Here is a 25,916-nt window from a genome sequence, read left to right as displayed (position 1 = left end):
GTGAAGGTAACGGGGGGTGACGGTTAAGATGGACATACCTACTCCTGCGGGTTAATACGAAGATAAATCCATCGACTTCTGCCGTCATCATGCGTAACAGGTTAATTGATGGAGAGTTTTTTCTTCGTGAGCCGCGAGCCTTCCCCGGCCAGTTCGCGGCAAATCTCGCCGATCCTGTCCACCGCACTCAGCAGTTGCGGGGTGGGTTCGTTGGCACAGTTCAACCGCAGATAGTTCTGCAGTTCCGCTCCCGGAGAAAACAGCGGGCCGGGGCTGACGCCGATGCCCAGCGCCAGCGCGCGGCGATGAACCTCAAGCGCATTGACCCCAAGGGGAAGCGCGACCCACAGCAGAAAACCGGCGGCGGGCGCGGCCACCCGCGTTCCCGGCGGAAAGCCGGCCTCAACCCGGGCGATAACGGCCTTTACCCCTTTAGCAACCCGCGACTTCAGGCGGCGCAGATGGCGCTCGTAGTCGCCGCTGGCCAGTATTTCGCTCGTGGCGGCTTCCAGCAGCGGCGCACCGGCCCACTCCCCGGCCATGCGGGCCTGCAAAACCTTCGTGTGGTAGCGCCCGGCGGCAATCCAGCCGATCCGCCAGCCCGGTGCGAGGGTTTTGGAAAGAGAGCTGCAGTAAATGACGTTGCCGCTCTGGTCGAACGCCTTGCAGGCCGGAGGCCGCTGCCCCTCGCCAACCAGATCGCCATAGACATCGTCCTCAATCAGCGGGATGCCCGCCCGTTCAGCCAGGGCAACCAGCGCCTGCTTTTTCGCAACGGGCATACTGGCACCCAGCGGATTCTGCACCGTGGGCGAGGCCAGCACCGCAGCGGGTCGGTGGCGCTGAACCGCGTCGGCCAGCGGTTCCAGCAGCAGGCCCTCTGTCGGATCGGTGGGAATCTGCAGCGCCTTGAGGCCTAAATCCTCCAGCAGCAGGAGCGTGCCGAAGTAGGCGGGCTGCTCGATCGCCACGACGTCACCGGGCTGGCAGACCGCATGCAGCGCCAGGCGCAGCGCCTGCGTGGCACCGGCGGTGATAATCACATCGTCCGCGGCAAAACGGGCCCCCCACCGCGCGGCGCGGGCGGCGATATTGTGGCGCAGATCCGCCCTGCCCGGCGGCAGACTGTAGCTCTGCCCGTGTGCATCGAGCCGGCGTCCGGCGGCGTGAAGCGCACGCTGGAGCGTCGTGCCGGGTAGCCAGGTGGGATCGGGCAGCGCCGCGCCCAGCGGGACCAGCCGGGTCTCTGCGCTGCTGAACAAGGAACGGGCCACGGCAGACAGGGTGACGGGAACGGGGCCAGGCAGCGCATGGGAGGGCGGTGCCTCCTGCTGCGTAGCGATCCGGCTGACGAAGTAGCCCGAGCGCGGGCGCGCTACAATCAGGCCCTCGGCCTCCAGGCAGCGGAGCGCTTCCAGCGCCGTTGGCAGGCTGACCTGCTCGCGTTCGGCCAGTTTACGTGCGGAGATCATCCGGTCGCCGGGCCGCAGCGCACCCGAGGCAAGAGTCAGGCGCAGCATCTCAGCGATCCGGCGGTAATGTGGGGCAGTCAGAAACGGGGCGGACATGGCGATCTGTACAGTCTGATTTTCGATAAATCTGACTATACAGCCAATGCTTTGCGCCATCTATAGTATGAGCACAAGTCAGTTAAGGAGGCATTATGCACAGCAACAACTTTGATCTGTCGAGCTATTTCCGCCGCATCAACTATACCGGCCCCGCCGCCGCCGATACCGCCACGCTGCATGCGCTGATGCGCCATCAGCTTTTTGCGGTGCCGTTTGAGAATCTGGATGTGCAGGCAGGCAAAATCGTCTCGCTGGACCCCGACGAAATAGCGGATAAGGTGCTGAAGCGGTATCGCGGCGGCTACTGCTATGAGGTTAACGGGCTGTTTGCCATGGCGCTGGAGGCGCTAAATATCCCCTACCGTTTCGTGGCGGCCCGGCCGATGTTCTACCCGGTGCGGCGGCCGAAAACCCATATGGCGGTGGTGGCTGAAGTCGGTGGCCGCCAGTGGCTTTGCGACCTGGGCTTCGGCAGCTACGGCATCCGTGCGCCGGTTGCGCTGGACATTCTTGATAGCGATATTGTTCAGGACTTCGACACCTTCCGGCTATCCCGGAGTGCTAAAGGCGAGTATCTGCTACAGGCGAAGGTCGAGGGCGAATGGTGCAATCAATACGGCTTCGATCTGACCCCGCAGGAGTGGATTGATTTCGTCCCGGCCAACTACCTCAACTCTACCCACCCTGATGCTATCTTCGTGCAGAAACGGGTTATCGTGCAGCATCTTCCTGAAGGACGCGCGATCCTGCTGGGTAATATGCTGAAAACAGTTACCGCAAACGGCGTTGAAAAGCGGCAGCTGACGGATGACGAGGTGGCCGATCTGCTGAAAACGAGTCATTGGTCGGGTTTGATGAGCGCGGTTTTTTCGTGAATAATCTCGCAGCATTGATGTTTCACTCCTGGAAATGAGATAACACAATGTACAAATATTGCCTGTTTGACTTCGACGGCACGCTTGCCGACTCATCAGAATGCGGGGTGATTGCCACCCGTGGCGCATTCGAATCCCTCGGTCTGGCCGCCCCATCCGCCGAACAGATCGTCCATTTCATGGGGATCCCTATTGAGATTTCATTCCGTGAAATGGGCGCAGCGCACTTTAGCAAAGAACAGTTTGCCCAGTTGCTGACGCGGTTTCGTGAAATCTATCGTGAAGCAGGTGAGACACATATCACTGCTTTCCCGGGGGCGGTGGCTTTCCTTCAGGAATTGAAAGCGGCAGGCAAGAAAACGGCGATCATAACCAGTAAGAAAACCGACGTGGCGCAGCGCAATGCGCAGAGTATTGGCCTCGCGGAGTATATCGATCTGTTTATTGGTTCTGACTCTGTGGAGCACTATAAACCGCACCCTCAGGGTATTGAGGTCGCGCTACAGTCGTTCGGGGCAGAATCGTCAGGGAAAAATAACGCCATTATGATTGGCGATGCAACGACCGATATCATGATGGGAAAATCGGCAGGCGTGTCGACCTGCGCGGTAACGTGGGGAGCGCACAGCCGTGAGCAGTTGGCTGCTGCCCAGGCGGATTATCTGGCCGATGACTTTGCCGCCATGCTACGCATTTTCAAGAAATAAGAGCGCCATTCTCTTGCCATAACCCCTGAGGTTTCCTGAGCTACGTTTCTATATTGACGTTTGTGCGGTTCCGGCCCCGATCCGTTCGGGGCTGTATCCTCGTGCAGGCAGCCCGATTAGAATGCGCTGAACAACTGTGCAGATAAACAGGCTTTCAAATGGCATTGATACTGAGTAATGAAAAGATCGCGGCAGGCAGATTCACCGGCGATAAGATTGAGAACGCATCCTTTCTGAACTGTGATTTTTCCGGCGCTGACCTCACCGGCACCACCTTCACCGGCTGCGTTTTTTACGACAAAGAGTCGCAGCAGGGTGCGAGCTTCCGCCGGGCAATCCTCAAGGATGCCTGCTTTAAAAACTGTGATTTAACCATGGCTGATTTCCGCAATGCCAGCGCGCTGGGCATCGAAATTCGCGATTGCCGGTTACAGGGCGCGGACTTTCGCGAAGCCAGCTTTATGAATATGATCACCACCCGAAGCTGGTTTTGCAGCGCAACCATCACCGGCAGCAACCTCAGCTACGCCAACTTTTCGAAAGCCGTACTGGAAAAATGTGAGCTGAAGGATAACCGCTGGCTCGGGGTGGTTGCGCGCGGCGCCACGTTCAGCGGTTCCGACCTGTCCGGCGGCGAGTTTGCATCCTTTGACTGGGCCACCGTTAACGTCACCCACTGCGATTTAAGCGGGGCCGAGCTGGGCGATCTTGAGCTTCGCGGGATGGATCTGGAAGGGGTAACGCTCGACAGCGTGCAGGCGCTGGTGCTGCTGGACAGGATGGGGATTACGGTTAACCGTTAGGCCAACATTCAGCCTCCTGCTCTCAGCGACAGATTTTTTTCAGCCCGACCAGTAGCGCCTGCGTTGCCCGGGAAGACCGGCCTGCCGGTGAGCACACCAGACCAAACTCGCGGTGGATAGTCGGCGTCAGCGGCAGGACGCGCAGGCCCCGCCGATCTTCGGGCAGGGCTGATTCAGGTAAAATCGCCACCCCCATGCCTTCGCGCACCAGCATGCAGGCGCTGATCCAGTCACGCACGGTTACCCTTACATCGGACAGGTGCAGCCCAGCCTGCGCCATCAGACTTTGTCCATTCACGCTGCATCCGCCGGTCGCCAGTATGAAAGGCTCGACGGCCAGCTCATCAAGCGTGATGCCGTCCGCCGCTGCCCGCCGCCCCAGCGCATGGCCTGCCGGCAGAACGGCAACCCATTCGTCACGGCCCAGCACCACCTCCGCCCGACCGGGCGCGGGGTTGAGCACCACGCCCAGCTCTACGGCATCCGCGGCCAGCCACTCCTCCACTTCCTCATCGCTACCTTCCAGCGCGATCAGATCGATACCCGGATGCAGGCGGTGAAAGTCGCGCAGCAGTGTCGGTAACAGCGTTGAAATGACCGAGGGAAAGCTGGCAAGCCGGATACGTCCATGGCTTAAGCCCTTGCTGCCGTTGGCCAGGTCACGGATCGCGTCCAGCTCTGCGATCATGCTCCGCGCATGCGCGATGACCTGCTCACCCAGTGCGGTGACGGAGAAATGTCGCCGTTCGCGGATAAAGACCCGGAACCCCAGCGAGGCCTCCAGTTGAGCGATCGCCTGGCTGGCACCGGACTGAGTCATACCGATGCGTTCTGCGGCACGCGAGATGCTGCACGTCTCTGCTACCGAAACCAGCAGTCGCCAGTGAAGGAGGTTCATCATGATAGTCAGTAGTTCAGCTAATGCTTATTGGTTGAAAGATTAATTTTACAGAAATCCAGGCGGTAAACATAGTGTCCCAGCGCCTGGCGACAGAGCGCATCGCTGATTTTTCAACTTTCCAGGAGTCACTATGAAACTCTATTACGCGCCGGATACCTGCTCGCTGTCACCGCATATCGTACTGCGTGAACTTGGCCTGCCTTTCACACCGATCAAAGTGGACAATAAAACCAAAAGGACCGCAGACGGGCGTGATTTTCTCACCATCAATCCCAAAGGCTATGTGGCTGCGCTGGAGCTTGCAGAGGGTCAGATTCTGACCGAAGGGCCGGTTATCGTGCAGTATCTGGCCGAACTGAAGCCGGAATGCGGGCTGGTGCAGACCACAGGCAGCTGGGAACGGTTGCGTTTGCAGGAGTGGCTGAATTTTATCACCAGCGAAATCCATGCCGGTTCGGCACCGCTGTTTAATACCACACTGCCCGAGGAAGCCAGGGCGACCATTTGCGAAAAGCTGTTCCGGCGGTTTGATTTCCTCCAGCATCGCCTTTCTGAGAGTCACTATCTGGCAGGTGCGACTTTTAGCGTTGCCGATGCCTATCTGTTTACCGTATTGCGCTGGTGCAGGTTCTTTTCCATCGACCTCCATCGCTGGCCTGCGCTGACGGCCTATATGACGGGTATCGAGGCGCGACCGGCGGTGCAGGCGGCTCTGCTCGCTGAAGCCGCGCAACAGAACCGGGAGTTCAACGCCAGAGAGACGTGGGACACCGGCCTTAATAGCAGCCTCAATGACCTGCGCGGAGGTGCTGACGAGAATATCAATATCCGTTCCCGGGCTACCGCGCCAGGCAAAGCGAATCCCTGAAATGCTGCAATAAATAATCAACGTACTGGCGGATTTTGGGCAACTGCCGACGATCGGCAAAGGCGACAATATGTACCGGCCTGGCGATGGGCAAATCCCAGGCACCGATGCTGATGGCTCTGTCGCTAAGCACCAGACCGAGTGTCGTCTCCGGCCCGCGGGCCAGAAACCTGGCCGTGACGGGCAGATCGCCGGGTCGCTGTTAATCCAGCAGCAACGCCAAAGCGTTCAGGCAATCGGGGCTGGGCGGATAAGCGGACCGTCCGGGCACATGAACGTGCGAGGCCGAGCGGACAGGGATGTGGCAGCGGGTCCGTATTCCGGCCAGCCCCGATACGCCAGACGGAGAATCTGAAGCACCAGAATCCCGCCACGCAAACTGTTATTATGTTGAGCATATTCAAACCGTAGAAACAAAAAGGAGTCAGCGTGCAGGAAGAGATGAAGCAAAAGATCATCAGAACGTGTAATGCCAAAATCGCAGCGAAAGGCAGCAGCGTCGAGCTGTCGTTCTATGCCTTTTTTGCCAATAAAAACGATAACCCGGAACAGCTGATGGAAGTCGCGCAGTGGTGGATCAGCGAGATGAAGCTGGATCACTTTGAAAAAGCCGAAAAGATCAAAACGCTCGTTCAGGCTATGTCATAAACCTGCCAGAGCGATCGCCTCTGCTTGCAGCTGACGCCGTTGCCGTTGACGCTGCGCGAAAGTCCACTCCCTCCTCCACCGTTCGTAAATGCCAGCAGGAGGGAGCTGAAGAGCATACTTACCGGTACTCAATCACCTGAAAACCTTCGTCGCCGGCAGGCTCGGTAAAATAACGGGTGATTAACTCAAACTGCGCATCGGTTGCCGCAAAATCGTGTGAACCCTCAGCGTTGCGGGCGCGCAGGCGTGCTCTGCAAACGTCGTCAGAAACTTTCATATAGTGCAGACGATTATCAGCACCTGATTCCGCAACAATGCTCATCATCCAGTCACGGTTCGCCCGGGTGTTTGCCGGGAAATCCAGCACCACCGAAACGCCGCTCTGAAGTAAGGAAACCGGGTGCGGTTTCATCGCTTCTTTAAGCTTTGCGGCACAGCGCACGTAATCAGCGACGGAGTGCATTTCACCGGCATAGAGGGTCGACAGCCAGCGGTCTTCACTGATGATCATGGTCTGGGGCGATGCGGAGAGTTTGTCTGCCAGGGTGGATTTGCCCGAGGCGATTTTTCCACACAGCAGGTGGAGCGTGGCTTTTTCTGTCTTTGCTGGCGTGCTGTTGTTCATAACTGTCCTCACTGGTTGGTACCGGTAAGGCCCGCCTTACCGGCGGGAAAATGACATGCGTTATCCCACCTGAGTTATGCAGGTGATAATAATCACTGAATGGGATAACGCTAATCGGGTATTTATCATCGTTTAAAGTTAGCAGAGCGTGAATGAAAAAACAGCAGGTTTTCAGCAGAATTTCGATACGCCATACCCGGTGACTGAAGGGACTGAACCCAGAAGCTGAACCACCAACATGTTCAGAACCGCATCAACCCTACCCGATCATGAGATTCCTTCATGTTCGGTGAAATTAAATCACTTTTCCTCACGTCAATAGTCTGGCATAAAATATGCATTAATTACTATAGACAATCATGAAAAACGCTGAATAACAAAGCCAGTAAAAATTGCAGAACTGACAAGGCAATAAACTCATTCAGCGTGAATTCAGAAATAAAGACGGCAGGTTATCATGACTCAAGAATTCAACTTTTCGATTAAAAAAACGCGTTTCGATGAAGACTACAATCCATCCAAAAATACGCGTATCACCACTAACTTTGCTAACCTGGCCCGAGGCGAAACCCGCCAGCAAAACCTGCGCAATACCCTGGTGATGATGAATAATCGCCTCAACAACCTGGCGCACTGGGATAATCCAAAAAGCGATCGTTACGCTATCGAACTCGATATCATTTCGGTTGACTTGAATATTACTGACGAAAATCACGCCAGTGCATTCCCGGTGATTGAAATTTTAAAAACCAATATTATCGATAAACACACCAACGAACGTATTGAAGGGATTGTCGGCAATAACTTTTCTTCCTACGTGCGTGATTATGATTTCAGCGTGCTGCTGTCTGAGCATAATAAAGATAAAACCGGGTTCAGCACGCCGGATAATTTCGGTGACCTGCACGGCAACATTTTTAAATGCTTCGTGAAGTCGGAAACGTATAAAGCGCACTTCGCCAAACAACCGGTTATCTGCCTGAGCGTCTCCAGTAAAAACGTCTATCACCGCACCGGGAATGTCCATCCCGTGCTGGGGATCGAATATCAGCAGGACGAACCGTCCCTGACCGATGAATATTTCGCCAAGATGGGCTTACGCGCGCGCTATTTCATGCCTGCCAACAGCGTTGCGCCCCTGGCCTTCTACTTCACCGGTGATCTGCTGAGCGATTACACCAGCCTGGAGCTGATTGCGACCATCAGCACGATGGAAACGTTCCAGAAGATTTACCGTCCTGAGATTTACAATGCAAATTCTGCAGCCGGCCAGTGCTATCAGCCAAGCCTGAATCATCAGGATCACTCATTAACGCTGATTGTTTACGATCGAGTAGAACGTAGCCAGCTAGCCGTTGAACAGGGCAAGTTCACCGAGCTGCACTTTATTAAACCTTATCAGGCCGTTCTTGAAGAATGGACAGCTGATTACGCTATTTGATCCACCAAATCTATAAGGTCATGTTTTTATGAAAATTTTGTTACCGACGTCTACCGCTGGCAGCTTACCGAAACCGTCATGGCTGGCACAGCCGGAGACGCTGTGGTCACCGTGGAAACTGGAAGGCGAAGAGTTAATCGCGGGCAAGCAGGATGCTTTACGCCTGACGCTGGATAATCAGATCCGTGCAGGGATTGATATCGTCAGCGACGGCGAGCAGAGCCGCCAGCACTTTGTTACTACCTTTATTGAGCACCTGAGCGGCGTTGATTTCGAGAAGCGTGAAATCGTCCGGATCCGTAATCGCTACGACGCCAGCGTGCCGTCGGTGATTGGTGAAGTGGTGCGTAAAAAGCCGGTTTTCGTGGAAGATGCTAAGTTTTTACGTCAGTTGACTGATAAACCCATCAAGTGGGCCCTGCCGGGTCCGATGACCATGATCGACACACTGTATGATGGTCACTACAAAAGTCGTGAAAAGCTTGCCTGGGAATTCGCCAAAATCCTGAACCAGGAAGCGAAAGAACTGGAAGCCGCCGGCGTTGATATCATCCAGTTCGATGAGCCTGCATTTAACGTCTTCTTCGACGAAGTGAATGACTGGGGCATCGCCGCCCTGGAGCGCGCCGTTGAAGGACTGAAATGCGAAACGGCCGTGCATATCTGCTACGGCTATGGCATCAAAGCCAACACCGACTGGAAAAAGACGCTGGGTACCGAATGGCGCCAGTATGAAGAGGTCTTCCCGAAACTGCAGAAATCAAGCATCGATATCGTCTCACTGGAGTGCATGAACTCCCGCGTACCGATGGATCTGATTGAGCTGATTCGCGGTAAAAAAGTGATGGTCGGCGCGATCGATGTGGCAACCAATGCGATTGAAACGCCGGAAGCGGTTGCCGACGTGCTGCGTAAAGCCCTGCAGTTTGTGGATGCCGACAAGCTTTATCCATCAACCAACTGCGGCATGACGCCATTATCTCGTCAGGTTGCTACTGGTAAGCTGGAAGCCCTGAGTGCGGGTGCTGCAATCGTGCGTAAAGAGCTTTCTGCCTGATAATCGGATTGTTCAGGCACAGGGATGTGCCGCTCCAGGTGTTTGCTATCCTCGCTATGCGATCTTTGAAAGTGCCGACCGTTACGGATAGATCGCGGCAGGTTCTGTGAACGGGGCGACCGTTACGCGCAGATCGCCGGGTCGCCGTAAACCCATCCCTGGGGGCTTGGCTGCCGCATCCCTGCGGCAGACACCCGGCTAACCTGTCCCGTAACGCTCTCCCCTTCATATACTGATGCTGCTGCCAGAAGATGAGGTTCAGGGATTTTTCGCGGTGAAATGTGACCGTTACGGATAGATCGCTGCAGGTTCCGTGAATGGGGCGACCGTTACGGGCAGATCGCCGGGTCGCCGTGAATACATCCATGTAGGCTTGGCTGCCGCATCCCTGCGGCAGACACCCGGCTAACCTGTCCCGTAACGCTCTCCCCTTCATATATTGGTGTTGCTGCCTAATTACTCAGACTGCATCTTCGAATCTTCAAACTATTGAGAAATGCAGGCCTTTTGCCACGGCACAGAAAAAATCAGCTATGCCTAAATGCAGTAAATCCAGCAGCAACGCAGAAGAAATTCAGGCAATCGGGGCTGGATGGATAAGCAGACCGTCCGAGCACAGGGATGTGCGAGGCCGAGCGAACAGGGATGTGACAGCGGGTCCGCGTTCCGGCCAGCCCCGATACGCCAGGCGCTGAATCTGAAGCGACTCACCAGGCACAAGGAAGTGCGAGGCCGAGCGAACAGGGATGTGACAGCGGGTCTGCGTTCTGGCCAGCCCCGATACGCCAGACACGAAATATGCAGCACCGAAACATTGCCTTATTATGGTCTTGAATCTGATTGATTAGCGATTTTTTGCGGCGAGATCCGTGAACGGGCCGACCGTTACGGGCTGATCGCTGCAGTTTCCGTGAATGGGGTGACCGTTACGCGCAGATCGCCGGGTCGCCGTAAATACATCCATGTAAGCTTGACTGCCGCATCCCTGCGGCAGACACCCGGCTAACCTGTCCCGTAACGCTCTCCCCTTTCATATATTTGTATTGCTGCCATCACTGATCAGCTTTTCCAGCAGCAACGTCGAAGCATACAGGCAATCGGGGCTGGACGGATAAGCGGACCGTCCGAGCACAGGGAGGTGCGAGGCCGAGCGGACATGGACGTGACAGCGGGTCCGCGTTCCGGCCAGCCCCGATAAGCCAGGCGCTGAATCTGAAGCGACTCACCTGGCACAGGGATGTGCGAGGCCGAGCGGACAGGGATGTGACAGCGGGTCCGCGTTCCGTCCAGCCCCGATACGCCAGGCGCGGAAACTGAAGCGACGCTCCCAATCGGACAGGAACCTGACAGCGGGTCCGCGTTCCGGCCAGCCCCGATACGCCAGGCGCGGAATCTGAAGCATCTGAATCAGGGACTTCAGAACTGGACGACCGACATCAATATCTGCTAATTCAGCCGACTATCTTAACCGTTCACTGGCCAGATTATAAACCTCACTACGTTCTCGTTTACCCACCGCAACAACGGCAATAATGACCTTATCGTCCAGCACCTGATACACCAGACGAAAGCCCGACGAGCGAAGTTTAATTTTGTAGCAATCCTTTATGCCGCGAAGTTTAGCCGCAGGGATATGCGGATTCTCACAGCATTTCTTCAGCTTTTTAGCAAACTGCTGTTGAATGGTCTTATCCAGCTTTTGCCACTCTTTCAGCGCATCTTCCCTGAATTTAACCGTGTACCTCATAGGTAACTGTCCAAATCCACATCAATCAGGGGTTGATTACTGCGCTCGGTCACCAGTTTTACCAGTTCATTATCGTCGAGGGCTTCAAGTATTTTCTCGTACAGTTCAGCCGGCACGCAGTAAAAAGCGGGCTGATTGCGATTTAAAATAGCGACCGGGTAGCCCTCTCCTGCGTTCACCGTGGCCATTGGATTCTTCTTCAGTTCGCTAACGCTGGCGCTGGTATCGCTGAGAATGAGATGTGGCATAGGAATACCTTTTTAAGACTGTTTAACCGGTCTTTAAAGTACAAAATATAAGACCGGTTAACAAGTCATGGATTGACTGTTTTCACGGTGGAATCCCCGTAGGGGGTGACCGTTAGGGGGTAGATCGCGGCAGGCTCCGTGAACGGGCCGACCGTTATGGGCTGATCGCTGCAGATTCCGTGAATGGGCCGACCGTTACGGATAGATCGCGGCAGGGTCTGTGAACGGGGCGACCGTTACGGGCAGATCGCCGGGTCGCCGTGAATACATCCATGTAGGCTTGACTGCCGCATCCCTGCGGCAGACACCCGGCTAACCTGTCCCGTAACGGTTCCCCTTCAAACCATCGCGTTGCTGCCAGATGCATTCAGTTCTTCACTCAGCAACACCGAAGCCTTCAGGCAATCGGGGCTGGACGGATAAGCGGACCGTCCGAGCACAGGGATGTGCGAGGCCGAGCGGACAGGGATGTGACAGCGGGTCCGCGTTCCGGCCAGCCCCGATACGCCAGGCGCTGAATCTGAAGCGACTCACCAGGCACAAGGAAGTGCGAGGCCGAGCGGACAGGGACGTGACAGCAGGTCCGCGTTCCGGCCAGCCCCGATAAGCCAGACACGAAATATGCAGCACCGAAACATTGCCTTATTATGGTCTTGAATCTGATTGATTAGCGATTTTTTACGGCGAGATCCGTGAACGGGCCGACCGTTACGGGCTGATCACTGCAGGTTCCGTGAATGGGGTGACCGTTACGGGCAGATCGCCGGGGCGCCGTGAATCCTTCCCTGGAGGCTTGACTGCCGCATCCCTGCGGCAGACACCCGGCTAACCTGTCCCATAACGGTTCCCCTTTCAAATCATTGCGTTGCTGCCAGAAGAAATCAGTTACTCAAGCAGCAACGCAGAAGCAATTCAGGCAATCGGGGCTGGACGGATAAGCGGACCGTCCGAGCACAGGGATGTGCGAGGCCGAGCGGACAGGGATGTGACAGCGGGTCCGCGTTCCGGCCAGCCCCGATACGCCAGGCACGGAACCTACCGCGCTTTAACCTGACCCCAATACGCCAGACGCAGACAATCAAGCAACTGAATCAGCCGCCCGCCCCTACCAGCGCCCCCTCCGACTGACTCATACCCTGAACCTGCTCTTCGCCGCCGAAACGGATCCGCCGGTGGCTGATCTTATCAATCAGCGCCTCATCGTGGCTCACCACCAGCAAAGCGCAGTTCTGCTCCGCCGCCACTTCCACCATCAATTCCACCGTCTGCTGCTGAGTCAGCACATCCAGCCGCGAAGTCGGTTCATCGGCAAACAGAAACACCGGATCCAGCAGCAGCACGCGCAGCAGGGCAAAACGCTGCAGCTCACCGCCGGAAATCTCACCGGGCAAACGATCCAGCAGTGCGGGCAGCAGCTTCAGTCTCGCCATCAGCGGCGCGATCCGCCCGGCATCCAGCCTGTGGTGATGCACCACATCGGCCAGCGCCTGGCGCAGGGTAACGCGGGGCGCAAAGGCCGACGGCGGATCCTGGAAAATTTTCTGATACTTCACCGCCGCCAGCTGGCGGTCGCGCTGCACTTCTCCGCCATCGGCCGCCAGCAGCCCGAGCAAAATATCGCCGAAGCTGCTTTTACCGCAGCCGCTCGGCCCGGTGATGCCAATCACCTCGCCGGCATGAACGGTCAGCGACTGGCCGGAAAACAGCCGCCGCCCGCCGCGCGTCTTGCTGAGGTTTTTAGCCTCCAGCACCACCCGTGTGCCGTGCGGCCGCGGCTCGCGGGCGGGCCAGCGGCCTGGGTCGGCGGCCAGCAGCCGGCGGGTGTACTCATGCCGGGGATGATTCAGCACCTGCTCCGCCCTGCCGCGCTCGATAATTTTGCCGTGCAGCATCACCGCCACTTCGCCGCCGATCTGCCGCGCCAGTTCAATGTCATGAGTAATGGTGAACAGCCCGCCGCCCGCGCGAACCTCCCGCATCAGCAGCGCGATTACCTCATCGCGGCGCGCCACGTCCAGTCCTTTGGTCGGCTCATCGGCAACGATAATGTTCGCACCGCCCGCCCGCGCGGCGGCGAAGGCCACGCGCTGGGCCATGCCGCCGGACAGCGCCTGTGGTAGGCGGGCCGCAGCGTGGCCGACGCCCAGCGCCTCCAGATCGTCTTTGGCCGCCTGCAACGCCGGGCCTTTTTCCATGCCGCGCACGTAGCGGTAGCCCTCGGCCACCTGCTGTTCGGCCTGCATGATCGGGTCCAGTGCCAGCCACGGCTCCTGCGGCAGGATCCCCAGCCGGTGCCCCCACAGCGCCATCGCCGGACGGCTGGCAAGATCATGCGCTTCGCCATCAATATGCAGCGTGCCGCTGGCGGCCAGGCCCGTAGGCAGCGTGCCGATCACCGCCTGAGCCAGCAGGCTTTTCCCCGACCCCGTTTCGCCCAGCAGGGTGAACGGTTCACCGGGGTTCAGGACAAATGACAGCGGTTCAACCACCACGCCATCACCGCTCACTGCGGCGTTTTCAATGTCCAGCAGGCTCATGCTTTCTCCTTCCCTGCCAGCAGCAGCAGGCTTAATACCAGTAAAAATACCACCGCCACCGGCTGCAGCAGCGCATACGGCGCTTCGTCATAGTACGGCAGCATTTCGGTCATCATCAGGCCCAGTTCCGGGGTCGGCGGGCGCACGCCCACGCTGACGAAGCCCAGCGCAGCAATGGCCATAATTGCGCTGGCTGCACCAAAGGCGGCGACGGTCAGCACCATTGGGGCCATCTCCGGCCAGAGGTGGCGGCGGAAGATCGTCCACGGACCGAAGCCCAGCAGGCGGGATGCCTGCACCGCCGGGGAACTGAGCACCGGTCGGGCAATGGCGCGGCTCAGGCGGAAATATTCCACCCACAGCAGCAGCGAGATGCCGACATACAGCATCAGCGCCGAATCCGGTACCAGAGCGGTAAGCAGCAGTACCAGCAGCAGGCCCGGCAGCGCCAGGAAGGTATCCGACAGCAGGCCAATGGCGCGATCGATCGCCCCGCCCCGCCACGCCGCCAGCACGCCCAGCAGAATACCGGGGATCATCGCGCTCAGCACGCTGACCAGCGACAGGCCCAGCGACAGGCGGATCGCCGCCGTCAGTCGGGCAAACAGCGATCGGCCAAGATGATCGTAGCCAAACGGCGTCTGCCATTCCGGCCACTGCAGGGCCAGCATCAGCTGCTGCTGCAGCGGATCCTGCGGCCAGATCAGCGGCAGGACAAAGGCAAAAATCAACAGGAACAGCAGGATCGCCGCCCCCGCCTGCTGGGCGCGCGTCGCCCGGCGTAAAAGCGTCATCATGCGGTTTTCCTCCGTGGATCCAGCAGGTAGCACAGGCCGTCGCTCAGCGCATTAAGCAGCACAAACATCAGGCCCATCACCAGCGCGGTGCCCTGAATCATCGGCACGTCGCGGTGGAAAATGGCATGCACCAGCGCGTGGCCGATGCCCGGCCAGGCAAACAGGGTTTCCACCACGATCACCCCTTCCACCAGATAGATAAACTGCACGCTCAGGTAGGTCACTACCGGCACGCTGACGTTGCGCAGCCCGTGCCGCCAGAACAGCGTGCCCGGCTTCAGCCCTTTGGTGCGGCCAAAGCTGTACCACGCTGATTCCGTTACCTGGCGCATCGCGTTACGCGCCACGCGGCTGGACACCGCAGCCAGCCCCAGCGCCAGCGTCATCGCGGGCAGCAGCACGTGCCCGGCATCGCCGTATCCGGCGGCGGGCAGCAGGCCAAGACCCAGCGCGAAGATCAGTACGAGGATCAGCCCCAGCACAAAGTGCGGCAGCGCGCGCAGCGTGGTGGAAATTGCCAGCAGCAGACGATCGAGCTTACCGCCGGGGGACAGCCCGGCAAGAATGCCCAGCGGCGGCCCCAGCAGCAGCGACAGCAGCAGCGCCACCGCCGCCAGATGCAGCGTCTGGCCCAGCTGATGGGCAATCTCGCCCATTACCGGCTCGCCGGAAACCAGCGAGTTGCCGGGGTTAAGGCGCAGCAGCTGCATAAACCAGTCGGCCAGCGCCTGCCAGGCCGGGCGATCCAGCCCCAGCTCCTGCTGCACGGCCTGAGCGGCAGCGGCGTCGACCCGGTCGTAGCCGTAGCGACCGGCGGCGATGCGATAGGCAACATCGCCCGGCAGCATCCGCATCAGTACGAAGGTCAGGCCGCCGACCAGCAGGGCCACCAGCCCCGCCTGCAGCAGACGGTATCCCAGCAGGCGGATCATTCAGCCCACCTCATTTTCTCCAGCCCGAAGGTGCGCTCGAACGGGTCGAGAGCGGCACCGCTCAGGCGGGAAGATACCGCTGCGGTTTGCTGATACCAGGCCACCGGAATGGTTGGCAGCTCGGTCTGCAGAATCCGCGTCAGCTGCTGGCGTTCCGCATCGCCGTCAGCGGGACTGCTGCCGCGCACCAGCTGGGCCAGGGTTTGATTGAAGCTGGCGTCAGACCAGTTCATCGCGCCCCAGTCGCCGCCCTGCGGCGGATAGTCCTGCAGCAGCGTGCCGAGCGGGTCCGGCGTCAGCGCGAAGTTACGTGCCACCAGCCCCAGCTCCATCGAGCCGTCGTGATGTTTTAAGGCAATTTCGCCGGAGTTGGTCGAGTTAATGGTTAACTGCACGCCGATATCGCGCAGCTGCTGCTGGATGGCCGCAGCAATCAGCGGCAGCTCGGGGCGGTCGGGATAGGTGGTCAGCGTCAGCGAGAACGGTTTGCCGTCGCGCTGCAGGATGCCGTCAGCGCCCGGCTGCCAGCCCAGCTGCGCCAGCAGTTCACGCGCGCGGGCAGGATCGGTCGCCAGCGGCGTCAGGCTGGCATTATGCCACTGCGCCACCGACGGCGGGAACAGCTGGCCGGCGGCGGCCGGGTAGCGCAGGATGGCGCGGGCAATCCCTTCGCGGTCGATAGCCAGGCTCAGCGCCTGGCGCACGCGGACATCGTTCAGCAGCGGGTGCCCGGCGTTGACTTTCACCAGCACGGTGCGCGGAATGGACACCGCCAGCAGAGTCAGCTTAGGGTTTTTCTTCAGCCTGGCGCGGCTGGCGGGGTCGAGGTTAAACACCATATCGGCATCGCCGCTCTCGGCCATCAGCGCGCGGGTTTCAGCCCGCCCCGCCGACATATAGCTGGCCTGTTCAATGGCCGGCTTATCGCCCCAGTAGCCGTCATAGCGGCTGACGGTCAGCTTCTGCGGCGCCTGCAATGAGGTCAGTCGGTACGGGCCGCTGCCGATCACCTGCACCACTTTATGTTCGGCGTTATAGGATGCGGGGGCGAGGATCTGTGCGCGATTCTCGGTCAGCAGGCCCAGCAGCGGGGTAAACGGCTGGCTGAGGGTAATCACGACATCCCCCGCGTCCGGGCGGATGGCGGTAATCGGTGCTTTGTCCAGCAGGCCCGGCTGACTGCGCGCCACTTCCAGCGCATTGACCACGCTGTCAGCGGTGAGCTGGCTGCCGTCGTGGAAGGTGACGCCGGAACGCAGGGTGAACCGCCACGTCAGTCCGTCGTCACTCACTTTCCAGCTGCTGGCCAGGCCCGGCAGCGGTTTCCCGGCGGCATCGGCGTTAATCAGCGTTTCGACGATCGACATTTTCAGGAAGATGTCGCCCGACAGCGTGGGGTCGGTGCCTTTAATTTCAAACGGAGCGACCAGCTTTGCCACGCGGGGAGCGTCAGCGAGGGCACCCGGGGAAACGGCGGTCAGCATCAGTGCCAGCAGCGGCGATAAAACGGTTTTGCGCATCAGAGTATCGATCCTTAATCCAGAAAATGGAACAGCGCAGACAAACGCCTGCGCCGGGGATGATATCTGTTACTTTATAACATTACAATTGGAAATCAGCGGTTACATTTCGCCATGCGGATTCAGCTGCGTGGTGCCTCAGCCTGTGCGGCCTGGGGATAATTATCGCCGGTGACTGCAGACAGCGGCGTGGCCGTCGGGTAATCCCCTGCCGCGGCGTCGGGCTGCGGTGCGGTGACGCTGCCGTGGCCATCATATTTCAGCTTAAGCGCGTGCTGCATGCGGTGCAGCAGTTCGCCATCCAGCTTGTAGTGGCGCAGGTAGATCCACAGGGTGAGGATGAAGAACATCAGCGGCAGGCCGATCATAATGCCCTGCATGCCGAGCAGCGTGCTGGCCGACTGCTGTGCCCCCGGCACGTAGCCCACCACGCCAAGCATCACGCCGATCAACAGCCCGGCAAACGCCGCCCCGGCTTTCACCACCATGGTCTGCACCGAGAAGGCGATACTTTCGATGCGCACGCCGAGGGCGTAATCGCCGTAGTCCACGGTGTCGGCGACCATAATCACCAGCATCACCCAGAAGAAGGCTCCGCCGACGTTAACCAGAATGCCGGACAGTGAAATCAGCGTGGCGCTGCCCGGGGCAAACATCCCCACCGCCAGCAGCAGCAGGCAGCTGAGCACCGGCAGCACCGAGGCGCTGATCCAGATAGCGCGGCGCGAGAAGCGGGCAACCAGTTTCGGGAACAGCAGGATAGCGATCAGGTTGGCAATCCCGGCGTACATCATGTACCACGGGAACAGCTCGGCGCGGCCAACCACATAGGTAAAGTAGTAGATGGCAAAGGCGGTAATCACGTTGTGTGCCAGGTTCCACGCCAGCGCCATCAGCAGCAGGGCAAACAGCGGGCGGTTGCGGAAGATCATACTCAGCACGGCTTTAATCGTGGTGTGCTCGGCGGCGTTCGGCGTGGCGGAGGAGGAGTATTTCTCTTCGATATTGCACAGGGTAATGATCGCCGAGAGGATAAAGAACACCACCAGTATCAGCGAGAACAGCATAAAGCCCTGCCCCTTATCGCCGCCGCCCAGGTACGCCACCAGCGGCAGGCCGATCACCCCGGTGGTGTAGCCCGCCAGGCTGGCAAAAAAGCGCGGCCACGGGATCAGCGCTTCGCGTTCGCGTTTGTCGATGGTGATGCACGGCACCAGCGACCAGAACGGCACGTCCATCAGCGTGTAGGTGAAGCCCCAAAGCAGATAGGTGGCCCAGATCCAGGCGATCAGCGCCGCGCCTTCAAAATAGTGCGCGCAGAACACCGACACCAGCACCACCGAGTTGGATAGCGTGCCGATCAGGATCCACGGCTTAAATTTCCCCCAGCGGCTGCGGGTGCGTTCAACGATCCAGCCCATCACCGGGTCGAAAAACGCATCCAGAATACGCGCCACCAGGAACAGTGAGGCCACCATGCTGACCGAAACGCCAACCACATCGGTGTAGTAGTACATCAGGTACATATAGATAATGCCAATAGCGAAATCTTTGCCAAAGGCACCCAGCCCGTAGCTGACCTTTGTTTTCAGCGAAACGCTCATCGTGATACCCCAGAGTTGGTGTTCTCCGGCCGCGGCACCCTGCCCGGCCATGTGGGCGAACCGCCGTGGCTCGCCCATCGTTCAGAATTAATGCAGGGAGGGCAGCCAGTCACCGTGGGCGGCGATCAGCTCGTCGCACAGGCGGACGGTGTCATCAATCGACAGTTCGGCGGAGGTATGCGGGTCGAGCAGCGCGGCATGATACACGTGCTCTTTCTTGCCGGTGATGGCCGCCTCGATGGTCAGCAGCTGGGTGTTGATATTGGTGCGGTTCAGCGCGGCCAGCTGCGGCGGCAGGTCGCCCACGTAGCACGGCGTGATCCCCTGCCCGTCCACCAGGCACGGCACCTCAACGCAGGCTTCTTTCGGCAGATTGGTGATCAGGCCGTGGTTCAGCACGTTACCGCCAATCTTGTACGGCACGTTGGTTTCCATCGCCTCAATCATCCACGAGGCGTATTCATGGCTGCGGGCGTGGCTGAGATTTTCGTTCTGGGTCAGCTTTTCGCGCTGCTGGTGCCAGCGGTCAATCTGCTCGATGCAGCGGCGCGGATACTCGTCCAGCGGAATGTTAAAGCGCTCAATCAGCTCCGGGTAGTTGCGCTTGATCCAGTACGGCATGTATTCGGCGTTGTGCTCGGAGGATTCGGTAACGTAGTAGCCAAACACCCGCATGATCTCATGGCGCACCATGTCATCATGCTTTGTCTGCTGCAGCGCGGCCGAGCGGCGTTTAATTTCCGGGTAGAGGTCTTCCCCGTCGCGGGTAATATTCAGCAGCCAGGCCATGTGGTTGATGCCGGCGATCTGCCACTTCACGCCGTCGGTGGACATATCCACGGACTTGAGCAGCGTTTCGGCGCAGACCTGTACGCTGTGGCACAGGCCGACGGTTTTAATGCCGGTGTGCTGCAGCATCGCGCCGGTCAGCGAGGCCATCGGGTTGGTGTAGTTCAGCAGCCAGGCATCGGGGCAGACCGCTTCCATATCGCGGGCGAAGTCCATCATCACCGGGATGGTGCGCAGCGCGCGGAAGATGCCGCCGATGCCCAGCGTGTCGGCGATGGTCTGACGCAGGCCGAATTTTTTGGCAATCTCAAAGTCGGTGATGGTGCAGGGATCGTAGCCGCCAACCTGAATCGCATTGATGACGTAGTTCGCGCCGCGAAGCGCCTGCAGACGCTGCTCCACGCCGGAATATTTCTCAATCCGCGCACTTCCCTGGCAAAGATTGGCGTTGAGGTTGTTTAGCATTCTCCAGGAGTCGTCCAGACGCTGGGCGTCGATATCATAAAGGGCGATTTCAACCTGCTGTAATGCCGGCGTGGCGAGAATATCCCCCAGCACATTTTTTGCAAATACCGTACTGCCCGCACCCAAAAAGGTAATTTTCATTGTCGATTCCTTGTTACATCATGAGGAGAAGTCGCCCCCAACTCTAGGCAAACCGCTCCCGGCTGCCTATGTCATTTTTTGACATTGATATGGTGAAAAATGACCGCCGGAATGAAGTGTGATCCGGCTCGCTAATTGCTCGCCTGGCGGCGGTATTTTGCGTTGAGGCTTCACACTTTTCGCGTTTCCACCGCCGCAGAAAACGCAGATGGTGCTGTAATGATCTGAAACTAAACGGGAACGCATGATGCAAAAAGATATTAACCCCGATGACATTACCCAGTTTGGCCTGAATATCTATCAGTACGGCCATGAGGTTTGTGCCAGAAAACACAGCTACGGCCCGGCCGTCAGGCAGCATTATCTTTTACATTATGTGATAGCCGGTAGCGGCACGCTGTATACGGAAAAGCAGCACTGGCCGGTGGTGAAAGGTGAAGCGTTTCTGATCCACCCGCATGAAATAACCACCTACACGGCCGATAAACAGACGCCGTGGGAGTACATGTGGATAGAGCTTGACGGGCTGATCGCCGCCAGAAGTCTGGAAAAAAGCGGCTTACGACGGGATATGCCGGTCTGGCGGCCAAAAGATCCCCTTTTACCGGCCTCCGAGTCTCAGCTTCTGCAGCAGCTCATCGCGGAGGATCCGCAGTATTCGCTGCGTATTACCGGGTTGACCTGCCTGCTGCTGGACGCGCTGGTTGCCAACGGTGCCGGAAGCCGCCGCCAGGATGCGCAGAGCGGCGGCAACCGCCATCTGGATGCCGCGGTGAACTATCTGGAACGCCACTATCACCGCAGCGTGACCATGGGCGAAGTGGCCGCCTTCTGCAATATTGACCGCAGCTACCTCAGCCGCCTGTTCCAGCAGCAGTTTGGCTACGGCCCTAAGCACTATCTGTTACAGCTGCGAATGAATGTGGCGACCTCACTGCTTGAAGACCGCAGCCTGCCAATAAAAATTATCGCCTATTCAATAGGCTACAGCAGCCAGATGCAGTTCGCCAAAGTGTTCCATCAGCATTTTAACTGCACGCCCAGCGCCTGGCGGCTGGCGAACGCAGGTTCAGGCTGTTGAGCAGGAAATAATCTGCCATACTCTGTGGCACTATCCGGCCTGCGGGCTGCGGCTTCATCTCTGCGAGGATTCTGATGAATACAGTGCTCAGCCTGTCTCCTGCTTACGATCGGCTCCATTCTGCCCTGCTGGTGCAGCGCTCCCAGGTGCAGTCGGCGGAGGTGATTCAACTGGTTAATCGCGCCCTGCTGGCGGGTGAACGGGTCAGCGCGGCGTTTTACGACCTCACCCAGCTCAGGCTGCTGCAGCAGCGTAAAAGCCAGCCGCTGCTGACGCCAAAAGCGGAAAAAGAGATTGCGAAGTTTCTCGATGAGCTGAACGACATCACCCCCAAAACTGTGGCCGACAAAGCGCAGTTCAGCGCGCTGCAGAAGCAGGTATCCCGCCTTACCGACAAGTTTCACTGGAAGCACGCCAGCCCGATCCTGGTGCAGAACGCGCTGTTCAATCACACCTATCATCAGTGGCAGCAGGCGCTGGAAGCGCTGTTCAGCGAAGGCAATGGCGCAGACGTTTTCGACGATCTGCAACGCATTCTTAATGACTCTGCCCGAAAAATTCCGGTGCTGGGCGACACGGTTAGCCTGTTTAAACAGCTGACGAAGCTGGCAGCCGAATGCCGCGAAAAGTCGGCGTTGAACGGCCTGGAAGAGAACGTGATGGCGGGCTATATCGCCGCCGCCGATATCGCCACACGCGGCATTATTCTCTTCGGCTCCACCGCCGAAGCCGTGCTGCGCGGCAGCCCGCTCCCCGACGCCGAGCGGCAGGAGCGGCTGATTAAAGAGCACTATCAGCAGGTCGTTGAGCGCATGCACCCGTGGTTTACCGCGGTGTAATCTTTGATGGGGCGCGGCGGTTAAATACGCCGCGATTGTCATCGCAAAGCAGGAAGAATATGTTCGCTGCAAGTCAGACCTGTCCTGTGAGTTGCCTCTCAGTTTTATGGCAGACAAGAGTCAAAAGCCGAGATGGATGAGTATCACTATGGATTAAACGCCACGGTGTTTCTCTAATCTGATATCACTGCCATTGAGGTTCTTCGTTTTACCCCAGCCAAGTTGCATATAGAATTGAGCCGCACGACTGTTTTTATCCGTTTCCAGCCAAATCTTTTCATGATGTTTGAATAATTCATGCTCGGCTAGCTCAACAAGGCTACGGCCAACACCTCGACCTTCATATTCAGGCAGAACAAACGCTGCAAAAAGGCAGCCTTCGTCCGGCAAAATCATCGAGAAGCCAATGACTTTGTCGTTCAGGGTTGCAACCCATGCACATCGGTTCTGCTGAACCATATCCGCTACGATGCTTTCGTTAATCCCAATCAGTTGCATTTCTTCACGGCTTAGATGATTCTCAGTAACCGAGGTCCTGACGTCGAAAATACTTTCGACATCATCAGGTTGAGCTATTCTTGTACAGATATTCATAAGGTTTCATCCATGGATAATAAAGATAAATATTGGGGAAACGCCCGCAACTTCCTTATTTATCCACCGCTATCAGGCATGATTTTTCTCCACCATTCAGGTTTCATATCCTGAAATGAGTGAGAATGCGGCGAAAATAAGGCGCGCTCATTATGGTCAAAAACTCCGCTAAGCAAAGCAATCACCGGAGTGTCATCAATAGCGCCAATAGAGGAACCACACCGGGCGCGAAATGCCGTCAACCGCCCCCCAGTATTTCAAGGATGATATCGCGAGGGAAGACGGTCTCATGAGTCCGAAGGAGTTGTTCTCTCGTCCACCAGCGGTGCCTGCTGATGACGTCCTGTTCATTTTTGCTCCACCTTGAGCAATCGATTTCCGTCTTATCCGTATAAATTAAAAAGAAACGCTCTTCTGCCAGTACGGTCTCACCATCAGGCAGCATCATTGGGAAGGTTCGGGATGCGACGGACTCTCCAACTGAACGCCTTTCCAGCCCGGTTTCTTCCAGCAGTTCGCGTAGGGCAGCCTGCTCATAGGACTCATTGTGTTCAAGCCCCCCGCCCGGCGTTGCCCAGTATGACTGACCGCTTAAGGCATCGTTTTTGTGGGAAAAATTGAACAGTAAGACGTGGTTTTGCTGCGATAGCACGATCAACCGCGATGAGGGGCGAGTACGCATTAACGCTTCCTTTCTTTAAATCTGCATAAAAATTATTTCCGGATTATGGATGTAACCATTAAATACCGGTAGCAGGCGCGGCTTATTTATCTGAAAGAGATGTTCTCAACGAGCCATTCTGAATCGTAACCCGCCTGCATTCCGCCGAGAGCCACCCGCACTCTGTTCCCGGCTGATGGGAGGACGTCAGCGGTGGCCGCGAAACCCAAATTTTTCTCTCTTTGTAAATCACCCCGCCAGACGTTACTCTGGTGACGGTTTCCACGGAAAGATAATGGATATTTACAGGTTATGTCTGCCCCCGCCAAACGTAAAAACGATCCGGAAGGGTTAAAAAAACGCATTATTGCCAGCGCTCTCACCACCTTTGCCGAATTCGGCCTGCAGGGCGCGCGCATGGAACAGATTGCCGATAACGCCGGCACCACCAAGCGCATGGTGGTTTACCATTTCAATAATAAAGAACGGCTTTATGTTGAGGTGCTGCATCATGTCTATCAGCAGATCCGCCAGCATGAAACCGGTCTGAACCTCGCCGAGATGTCACCCTCGCAGGCCATTGCCTGCCTGGCCGAAGCCAGCTTTGACTATCACATCAACCATCCTGATTTTATGCGGCTGATTTGCAGCGAAAATCTGATGCGCGGGCGCTACATCAGCCAGGCAGAGTCGATCCGCACGCTGAATCAGAGCGCGCTGGACGTGCTGGATGGCGTGCTGAAACGCGGCCAGGAGAGCGGAGAGTTTGCCAGCGGCGTCTCGACGGTTGACGTCCACCGGTTAATCAGCAGTATCTGCTTTCATAATGTCTCCAACCGCTACACCTTCACCAGCCTGTTCGGCAGCGAAGAGTCTGAGAGCCAGAGCATCAAGCGCAACCGTAAGCTGGTGGTGGATGCCACCCTGCGCTATCTGCAGCCCGCCACCCGCTAATCTGTACAAATTATAAATAATTGTACAAATATCTCCCCCGTTATCCCCTGATAACGGGTTTTTTGTCTACGCTTAACACTCTACTCTCCCGACTATGTTGTTCACAGGAGCCGTCGATGACGCGTAAACAAGCCGAATTCCCACAGCGCAATACCCGGCTGTCTGCACAGGAAACTCGCCTGTGGAACTGGGCGCAGAACGCACCGCTGGCGGATAAGGATCAGATACTCCAGCCTGAAAATGAACATCAACTGTGCGAACTCGTCGCCGCGACGTCAGGTAAACTGCGGGTGATGGGCAGCCGGATGTCGCCCGGCCGCATGCTGGCGCTGGATCACGCTGACGATCGGCTGATCGACACCAGCCTTCTGCGCGGCCTTCTGTCACATGACGCCGACAGCGCCACGTTCGCGGGCGGCACGCCGCTGCATGAGGTGTATGAGCTGCTGACGGGGATGGGCCGCATGCTGCCCGCCTCGCCCGGGGTGATCGACTCGCAAACGCTGGCAGGCGCACTGGCGACCGGTACGCACGGCCAGGGGCTGTATCAGAGTTCCATCGGTGACGAAGCGCTGCGTATCCGCATGGTGCTGGCCGACGGCAGCGTTGAAGAATTTGACCGCCGGCATCCGTGGTTCCACGCGGTGCAGCTCGGCCTTGGCTGCCTGGGCGTGGTGACGGCGGTGACCCTGCGCACCCGCCCTTCTGCGGTCTATACCTGCTTTAAAAATGCCGTCAGTGGCGACTCGCTGGCAGAGGATCTGCTGGAGTGGAACCGCAATTATGCGCTGAGCAAAGCCTGGTGGTTCCCCGATGAGAATCAGGTTCACGTCTGGGCCGCCCGGGAAGCAACCGACGAGGAACGGGCAGAGTATCAGAGTAATCATGGCGATCCGCTGATCCAGGAAGAGAGCAGCGATGCAATGAATCAGACCATCGATCGCACGCTGACGCACATGCGCAACGACACTCAGATCCGCGATGAAAACGGCAAACCGTTCCGCACCGTCACCCGCTTTAAGGACTTCTCCGACATCACGGGGGATGTCTATCAGGTGTTCTGCCGCGGCATTGCCACGCCGCAGATTAACGTCGAGATCGCCATTCCGCTGGCGCGCGCCGGGGCGGTGATCGACCATATCAAACGCTGGCACGCGGAGAATCAGCCGCACCTGCACTACCCGGTGATCCTGCGCTGTACCGGCGCATCCGAAAGCTGGCTCAGCCCAGCCTGGCAGCAGGAGAGCTGCTTCTTCGGCTTTGTGGTCTATTACGCCGAAGACGGTTCGCTCTCTGAGGAAGGCGTGGCGTTTCTGCACGAGGTGGAAAAGCTGCTGGCGGCAGAGGGCGGCAGACCGCACTGGGGGAAATATTTTAACGCCGGGCTGTACGACTGGTCGTCCCTTTACCCGCAAATGGCCGCGTTTCGTGAGGTGCGGGATGCGCTGGACCCGGCCCATAAATTCAGCAATGCGTTCAGCCAGCGGCTGCTGGGCTAAGGAGAGATGACT

General features: G+C 58.0%; 23 protein-coding genes and 1 pseudogene. 11 read left to right on the top strand and 13 right to left on the bottom strand.

Going from position 1 to position 25,916, the window contains the following annotated elements:
• Positions 1-101: 101 nt before the first annotated feature.
• On the bottom strand, positions 102-1,628 hold the full coding sequence (locus PGH32_RS05300; protein ID WP_443112737.1) for an aminotransferase-like domain-containing protein: 1,527 nt from the start codon (positions 1,626-1,628) through the stop codon (positions 102-104).
• Between the two features lie 35 nt (positions 1,629-1,663).
• Between PGH32_RS05300 and PGH32_RS05295 the strand changes: the two genes are divergently transcribed.
• From PGH32_RS05295 to PGH32_RS05285, 3 genes are all read left to right on the top strand, one after another.
• Positions 1,664-2,446 carry an arylamine N-acetyltransferase family protein gene (locus tag PGH32_RS05295; RefSeq protein WP_337893395.1) on the top strand — a complete coding sequence of 261 codons (783 nt, stop codon included), beginning with the start codon at positions 1,664-1,666 and terminating at the stop codon, positions 2,444-2,446.
• A gap of 47 nt (positions 2,447-2,493) precedes the next feature.
• Positions 2,494-3,153: an HAD family hydrolase gene (locus PGH32_RS05290; protein WP_337893394.1), complete on the top strand. Its 660-nt coding sequence runs from the start codon at positions 2,494-2,496 to the stop codon at positions 3,151-3,153.
• Positions 3,154-3,311: 158 nt separating this feature from the next.
• The gene (locus tag PGH32_RS05285; RefSeq protein ID WP_337893393.1) at positions 3,312-3,956 is read left to right on the top strand and encodes a Qnr family pentapeptide repeat protein; all 645 of its coding nucleotides are present in this window, start codon (positions 3,312-3,314) and stop codon (positions 3,954-3,956) included.
• 22 nt (positions 3,957-3,978) lie between these two features.
• Here PGH32_RS05285 and PGH32_RS05280 read toward each other — a convergent pair whose 3' ends face one another.
• Entirely contained in the window at positions 3,979-4,857 is an 879-nt protein-coding gene (locus PGH32_RS05280) for a LysR family transcriptional regulator (RefSeq protein WP_337893392.1), read from the bottom strand.
• Positions 4,858-4,987: 130 nt separating this feature from the next.
• On the opposite strand from PGH32_RS05280, the pseudogene gstA reads away from it, so the two are divergent.
• Together gstA and PGH32_RS05270 are read left to right on the top strand one after the other, a co-directional pair.
• Positions 4,988-5,590: pseudogene (gene gstA / locus PGH32_RS05275) on the top strand (glutathione transferase GstA); the annotation flags it as partial.
• Between the two features lie 576 nt (positions 5,591-6,166).
• Positions 6,167-6,373, top strand: coding sequence for a DUF6500 family protein (locus PGH32_RS05270; protein WP_443112736.1), 207 nt, complete (start codon positions 6,167-6,169; stop codon positions 6,371-6,373).
• A 118-nt stretch (positions 6,374-6,491) separates the two neighbouring features.
• Here the strand turns inward: PGH32_RS05270 and PGH32_RS05265 are convergent, their stop codons facing one another.
• Positions 6,492-6,998, bottom strand: coding sequence for an AAA family ATPase (locus PGH32_RS05265; protein WP_337893390.1), 507 nt, complete (start codon positions 6,996-6,998; stop codon positions 6,492-6,494).
• 457 nt (positions 6,999-7,455) lie between these two features.
• Between PGH32_RS05265 and PGH32_RS05260 the strand changes: the two genes are divergently transcribed.
• On the top strand, positions 7,456-8,439 hold the full coding sequence (locus tag PGH32_RS05260; RefSeq protein ID WP_337893389.1) for a DUF1852 domain-containing protein: 984 nt from the start codon (positions 7,456-7,458) through the stop codon (positions 8,437-8,439).
• A 28-nt stretch (positions 8,440-8,467) separates the two neighbouring features.
• The gene (locus tag PGH32_RS05255; RefSeq protein WP_337893388.1) at positions 8,468-9,496 is read left to right on the top strand and encodes a methionine synthase; all 1,029 of its coding nucleotides are present in this window, start codon (positions 8,468-8,470) and stop codon (positions 9,494-9,496) included.
• A gap of 1,459 nt (positions 9,497-10,955) precedes the next feature.
• Here PGH32_RS05255 and PGH32_RS05250 read toward each other — a convergent pair.
• From PGH32_RS05250 to PGH32_RS05215, 8 genes are all read right to left on the bottom strand, one after another.
• Positions 10,956-11,243, bottom strand: a complete 288-nt coding sequence (locus PGH32_RS05250; RefSeq protein ID WP_337893387.1) for a type II toxin-antitoxin system RelE family toxin — start codon at positions 11,241-11,243, stop codon at positions 10,956-10,958.
• Positions 11,240-11,491 (bottom strand): type II toxin-antitoxin system Phd/YefM family antitoxin, encoded by a 252-nt coding sequence (locus PGH32_RS05245; protein ID WP_205064903.1) that lies wholly within the window; start codon positions 11,489-11,491, stop codon positions 11,240-11,242. The genes PGH32_RS05250 and PGH32_RS05245 overlap by 4 nt, the downstream gene beginning before the upstream one ends.
• Before the next feature lie 1,091 nt (positions 11,492-12,582).
• Positions 12,583-14,028 carry an ABC transporter ATP-binding protein gene (locus tag PGH32_RS05240; protein ID WP_337893386.1) on the bottom strand — a complete coding sequence of 482 codons (1,446 nt, stop codon included), beginning with the start codon at positions 14,026-14,028 and terminating at the stop codon, positions 12,583-12,585.
• On the bottom strand, positions 14,025-14,825 hold the full coding sequence (locus PGH32_RS05235; protein ID WP_314427220.1) for an ABC transporter permease: 801 nt from the start codon (positions 14,823-14,825) through the stop codon (positions 14,025-14,027). The genes PGH32_RS05240 and PGH32_RS05235 overlap by 4 nt, the downstream gene beginning before the upstream one ends.
• Positions 14,822-15,757 carry an ABC transporter permease gene (locus tag PGH32_RS05230; protein WP_337893385.1) on the bottom strand — a complete coding sequence of 312 codons (936 nt, stop codon included), beginning with the start codon at positions 15,755-15,757 and terminating at the stop codon, positions 14,822-14,824. The genes PGH32_RS05235 and PGH32_RS05230 overlap by 4 nt, the downstream gene beginning before the upstream one ends.
• Positions 15,754-17,277, bottom strand: a complete 1,524-nt coding sequence (locus tag PGH32_RS05225) for an ABC transporter substrate-binding protein (RefSeq protein WP_337893384.1) — start codon at positions 17,275-17,277, stop codon at positions 15,754-15,756. Before PGH32_RS05225 ends, PGH32_RS05230 begins: the two co-directional genes overlap by 4 nt.
• Positions 17,278-17,399: 122 nt before the next feature.
• Positions 17,400-18,881: a melibiose:sodium transporter MelB gene (melB, locus tag PGH32_RS05220; RefSeq protein WP_337893383.1), complete on the bottom strand. Its 1,482-nt coding sequence runs from the start codon at positions 18,879-18,881 to the stop codon at positions 17,400-17,402.
• An 87-nt stretch (positions 18,882-18,968) separates the two neighbouring features.
• The gene (locus PGH32_RS05215) at positions 18,969-20,276 is read right to left on the bottom strand and encodes an alpha-glucosidase/alpha-galactosidase (protein WP_314427211.1); all 1,308 of its coding nucleotides are present in this window, start codon (positions 20,274-20,276) and stop codon (positions 18,969-18,971) included.
• A 247-nt stretch (positions 20,277-20,523) separates the two neighbouring features.
• Between PGH32_RS05215 and PGH32_RS05210 the strand changes: the two genes are divergently transcribed.
• A complete protein-coding gene (locus tag PGH32_RS05210) occupies positions 20,524-21,357 on the top strand; it encodes an AraC family transcriptional regulator (RefSeq protein WP_314427210.1) in 834 nt (277 codons plus the stop codon).
• Between the two features lie 74 nt (positions 21,358-21,431).
• Positions 21,432-22,196 (top strand): hypothetical protein, encoded by a 765-nt coding sequence (locus PGH32_RS05205; RefSeq protein WP_337893382.1) that lies wholly within the window; start codon positions 21,432-21,434, stop codon positions 22,194-22,196.
• A 153-nt stretch (positions 22,197-22,349) separates the two neighbouring features.
• On the opposite strand, the gene PGH32_RS05200 is transcribed toward PGH32_RS05205, so the two are convergent.
• Together PGH32_RS05200 and PGH32_RS05195 are read right to left on the bottom strand one after the other, a co-directional pair.
• Complete coding sequence (locus tag PGH32_RS05200) at positions 22,350-22,790, bottom strand: GNAT family N-acetyltransferase (protein WP_337893381.1); 441 nt, start codon at positions 22,788-22,790, stop codon at positions 22,350-22,352.
• Positions 22,791-23,028: 238 nt separating this feature from the next.
• On the bottom strand, positions 23,029-23,472 hold the full coding sequence (locus tag PGH32_RS05195; protein WP_337893380.1) for an NUDIX hydrolase: 444 nt from the start codon (positions 23,470-23,472) through the stop codon (positions 23,029-23,031).
• A gap of 291 nt (positions 23,473-23,763) precedes the next feature.
• Here PGH32_RS05195 and PGH32_RS05190 point away from each other — a divergent pair, with 291 nt between their 5' ends.
• Positions 23,764-24,405: a TetR family transcriptional regulator gene (locus tag PGH32_RS05190; protein WP_337893379.1), complete on the top strand. Its 642-nt coding sequence runs from the start codon at positions 23,764-23,766 to the stop codon at positions 24,403-24,405.
• 116 nt (positions 24,406-24,521) lie between these two features.
• Positions 24,522-25,904: a D-arabinono-1,4-lactone oxidase gene (locus PGH32_RS05185; RefSeq protein ID WP_337893378.1), complete on the top strand. Its 1,383-nt coding sequence runs from the start codon at positions 24,522-24,524 to the stop codon at positions 25,902-25,904.
• Positions 25,905-25,916: the final 12 nt, after the last annotated feature.

The organism is Erwinia sp. SLM-02, from assembly GCF_037450285.1.
Taxonomy (GTDB): domain Bacteria; phylum Pseudomonadota; class Gammaproteobacteria; order Enterobacterales; family Enterobacteriaceae; genus Erwinia.
The sequence above is the reverse complement of the archived record's forward strand: the minus strand, read 5'-3'. Positions and strand labels throughout refer to the sequence as shown.

What these genes read in the sequence shown, in the direction of transcription:
- PGH32_RS05230 (WP_337893385.1), bottom strand. Translation starts at nt 15,757, where the DNA reads ATGATCCGCCTGCTGGGATACCGTCTGCTGCAGGCGGGGCTGGTGGCC.
- PGH32_RS05280 (WP_337893392.1), bottom strand. Translation starts at nt 4,857, where the DNA reads ATGATGAACCTCCTTCACTGGCGACTGCTGGTTTCGGTAGCAGAGACG.
- PGH32_RS05185 (WP_337893378.1), top strand. Translation starts at nt 24,522, where the DNA reads ATGACGCGTAAACAAGCCGAATTCCCACAGCGCAATACCCGGCTGTCT.
- melB (WP_337893383.1), bottom strand. Translation starts at nt 18,881, where the DNA reads ATGAGCGTTTCGCTGAAAACAAAGGTCAGCTACGGGCTGGGTGCCTTT.
- PGH32_RS05300 (WP_443112737.1), bottom strand. Translation starts at nt 1,628, where the DNA reads ATGGCGCAAAGCATTGGCTGTATAGTCAGATTTATCGAAAATCAGACT.
- PGH32_RS05225 (WP_337893384.1), bottom strand. Translation starts at nt 17,277, where the DNA reads ATGCGCAAAACCGTTTTATCGCCGCTGCTGGCACTGATGCTGACCGCC.
- PGH32_RS05285 (WP_337893393.1), top strand. Translation starts at nt 3,312, where the DNA reads ATGGCATTGATACTGAGTAATGAAAAGATCGCGGCAGGCAGATTCACC.
- PGH32_RS05215 (WP_314427211.1), bottom strand. Translation starts at nt 20,276, where the DNA reads ATGAAAATTACCTTTTTGGGTGCGGGCAGTACGGTATTTGCAAAAAAT.
- PGH32_RS05240 (WP_337893386.1), bottom strand. Translation starts at nt 14,028, where the DNA reads ATGAGCCTGCTGGACATTGAAAACGCCGCAGTGAGCGGTGATGGCGTG.
- PGH32_RS05205 (WP_337893382.1), top strand. Translation starts at nt 21,432, where the DNA reads ATGAATACAGTGCTCAGCCTGTCTCCTGCTTACGATCGGCTCCATTCT.
- PGH32_RS05255 (WP_337893388.1), top strand. Translation starts at nt 8,468, where the DNA reads ATGAAAATTTTGTTACCGACGTCTACCGCTGGCAGCTTACCGAAACCG.
- PGH32_RS05195 (WP_337893380.1), bottom strand. Translation starts at nt 23,472, where the DNA reads ATGCGTACTCGCCCCTCATCGCGGTTGATCGTGCTATCGCAGCAAAAC.
- PGH32_RS05290 (WP_337893394.1), top strand. Translation starts at nt 2,494, where the DNA reads ATGTACAAATATTGCCTGTTTGACTTCGACGGCACGCTTGCCGACTCA.
- PGH32_RS05270 (WP_443112736.1), top strand. Translation starts at nt 6,167, where the DNA reads ATGAAGCAAAAGATCATCAGAACGTGTAATGCCAAAATCGCAGCGAAA.
- PGH32_RS05265 (WP_337893390.1), bottom strand. Translation starts at nt 6,998, where the DNA reads ATGAACAACAGCACGCCAGCAAAGACAGAAAAAGCCACGCTCCACCTG.
- PGH32_RS05250 (WP_337893387.1), bottom strand. Translation starts at nt 11,243, where the DNA reads ATGAGGTACACGGTTAAATTCAGGGAAGATGCGCTGAAAGAGTGGCAA.
- PGH32_RS05260 (WP_337893389.1), top strand. Translation starts at nt 7,456, where the DNA reads ATGACTCAAGAATTCAACTTTTCGATTAAAAAAACGCGTTTCGATGAA.
- PGH32_RS05190 (WP_337893379.1), top strand. Translation starts at nt 23,764, where the DNA reads ATGTCTGCCCCCGCCAAACGTAAAAACGATCCGGAAGGGTTAAAAAAA.
- PGH32_RS05200 (WP_337893381.1), bottom strand. Translation starts at nt 22,790, where the DNA reads ATGAATATCTGTACAAGAATAGCTCAACCTGATGATGTCGAAAGTATT.
- PGH32_RS05210 (WP_314427210.1), top strand. Translation starts at nt 20,524, where the DNA reads ATGCAAAAAGATATTAACCCCGATGACATTACCCAGTTTGGCCTGAAT.
- PGH32_RS05235 (WP_314427220.1), bottom strand. Translation starts at nt 14,825, where the DNA reads ATGATGACGCTTTTACGCCGGGCGACGCGCGCCCAGCAGGCGGGGGCG.
- PGH32_RS05295 (WP_337893395.1), top strand. Translation starts at nt 1,664, where the DNA reads ATGCACAGCAACAACTTTGATCTGTCGAGCTATTTCCGCCGCATCAAC.
- PGH32_RS05245 (WP_205064903.1), bottom strand. Translation starts at nt 11,491, where the DNA reads ATGCCACATCTCATTCTCAGCGATACCAGCGCCAGCGTTAGCGAACTG.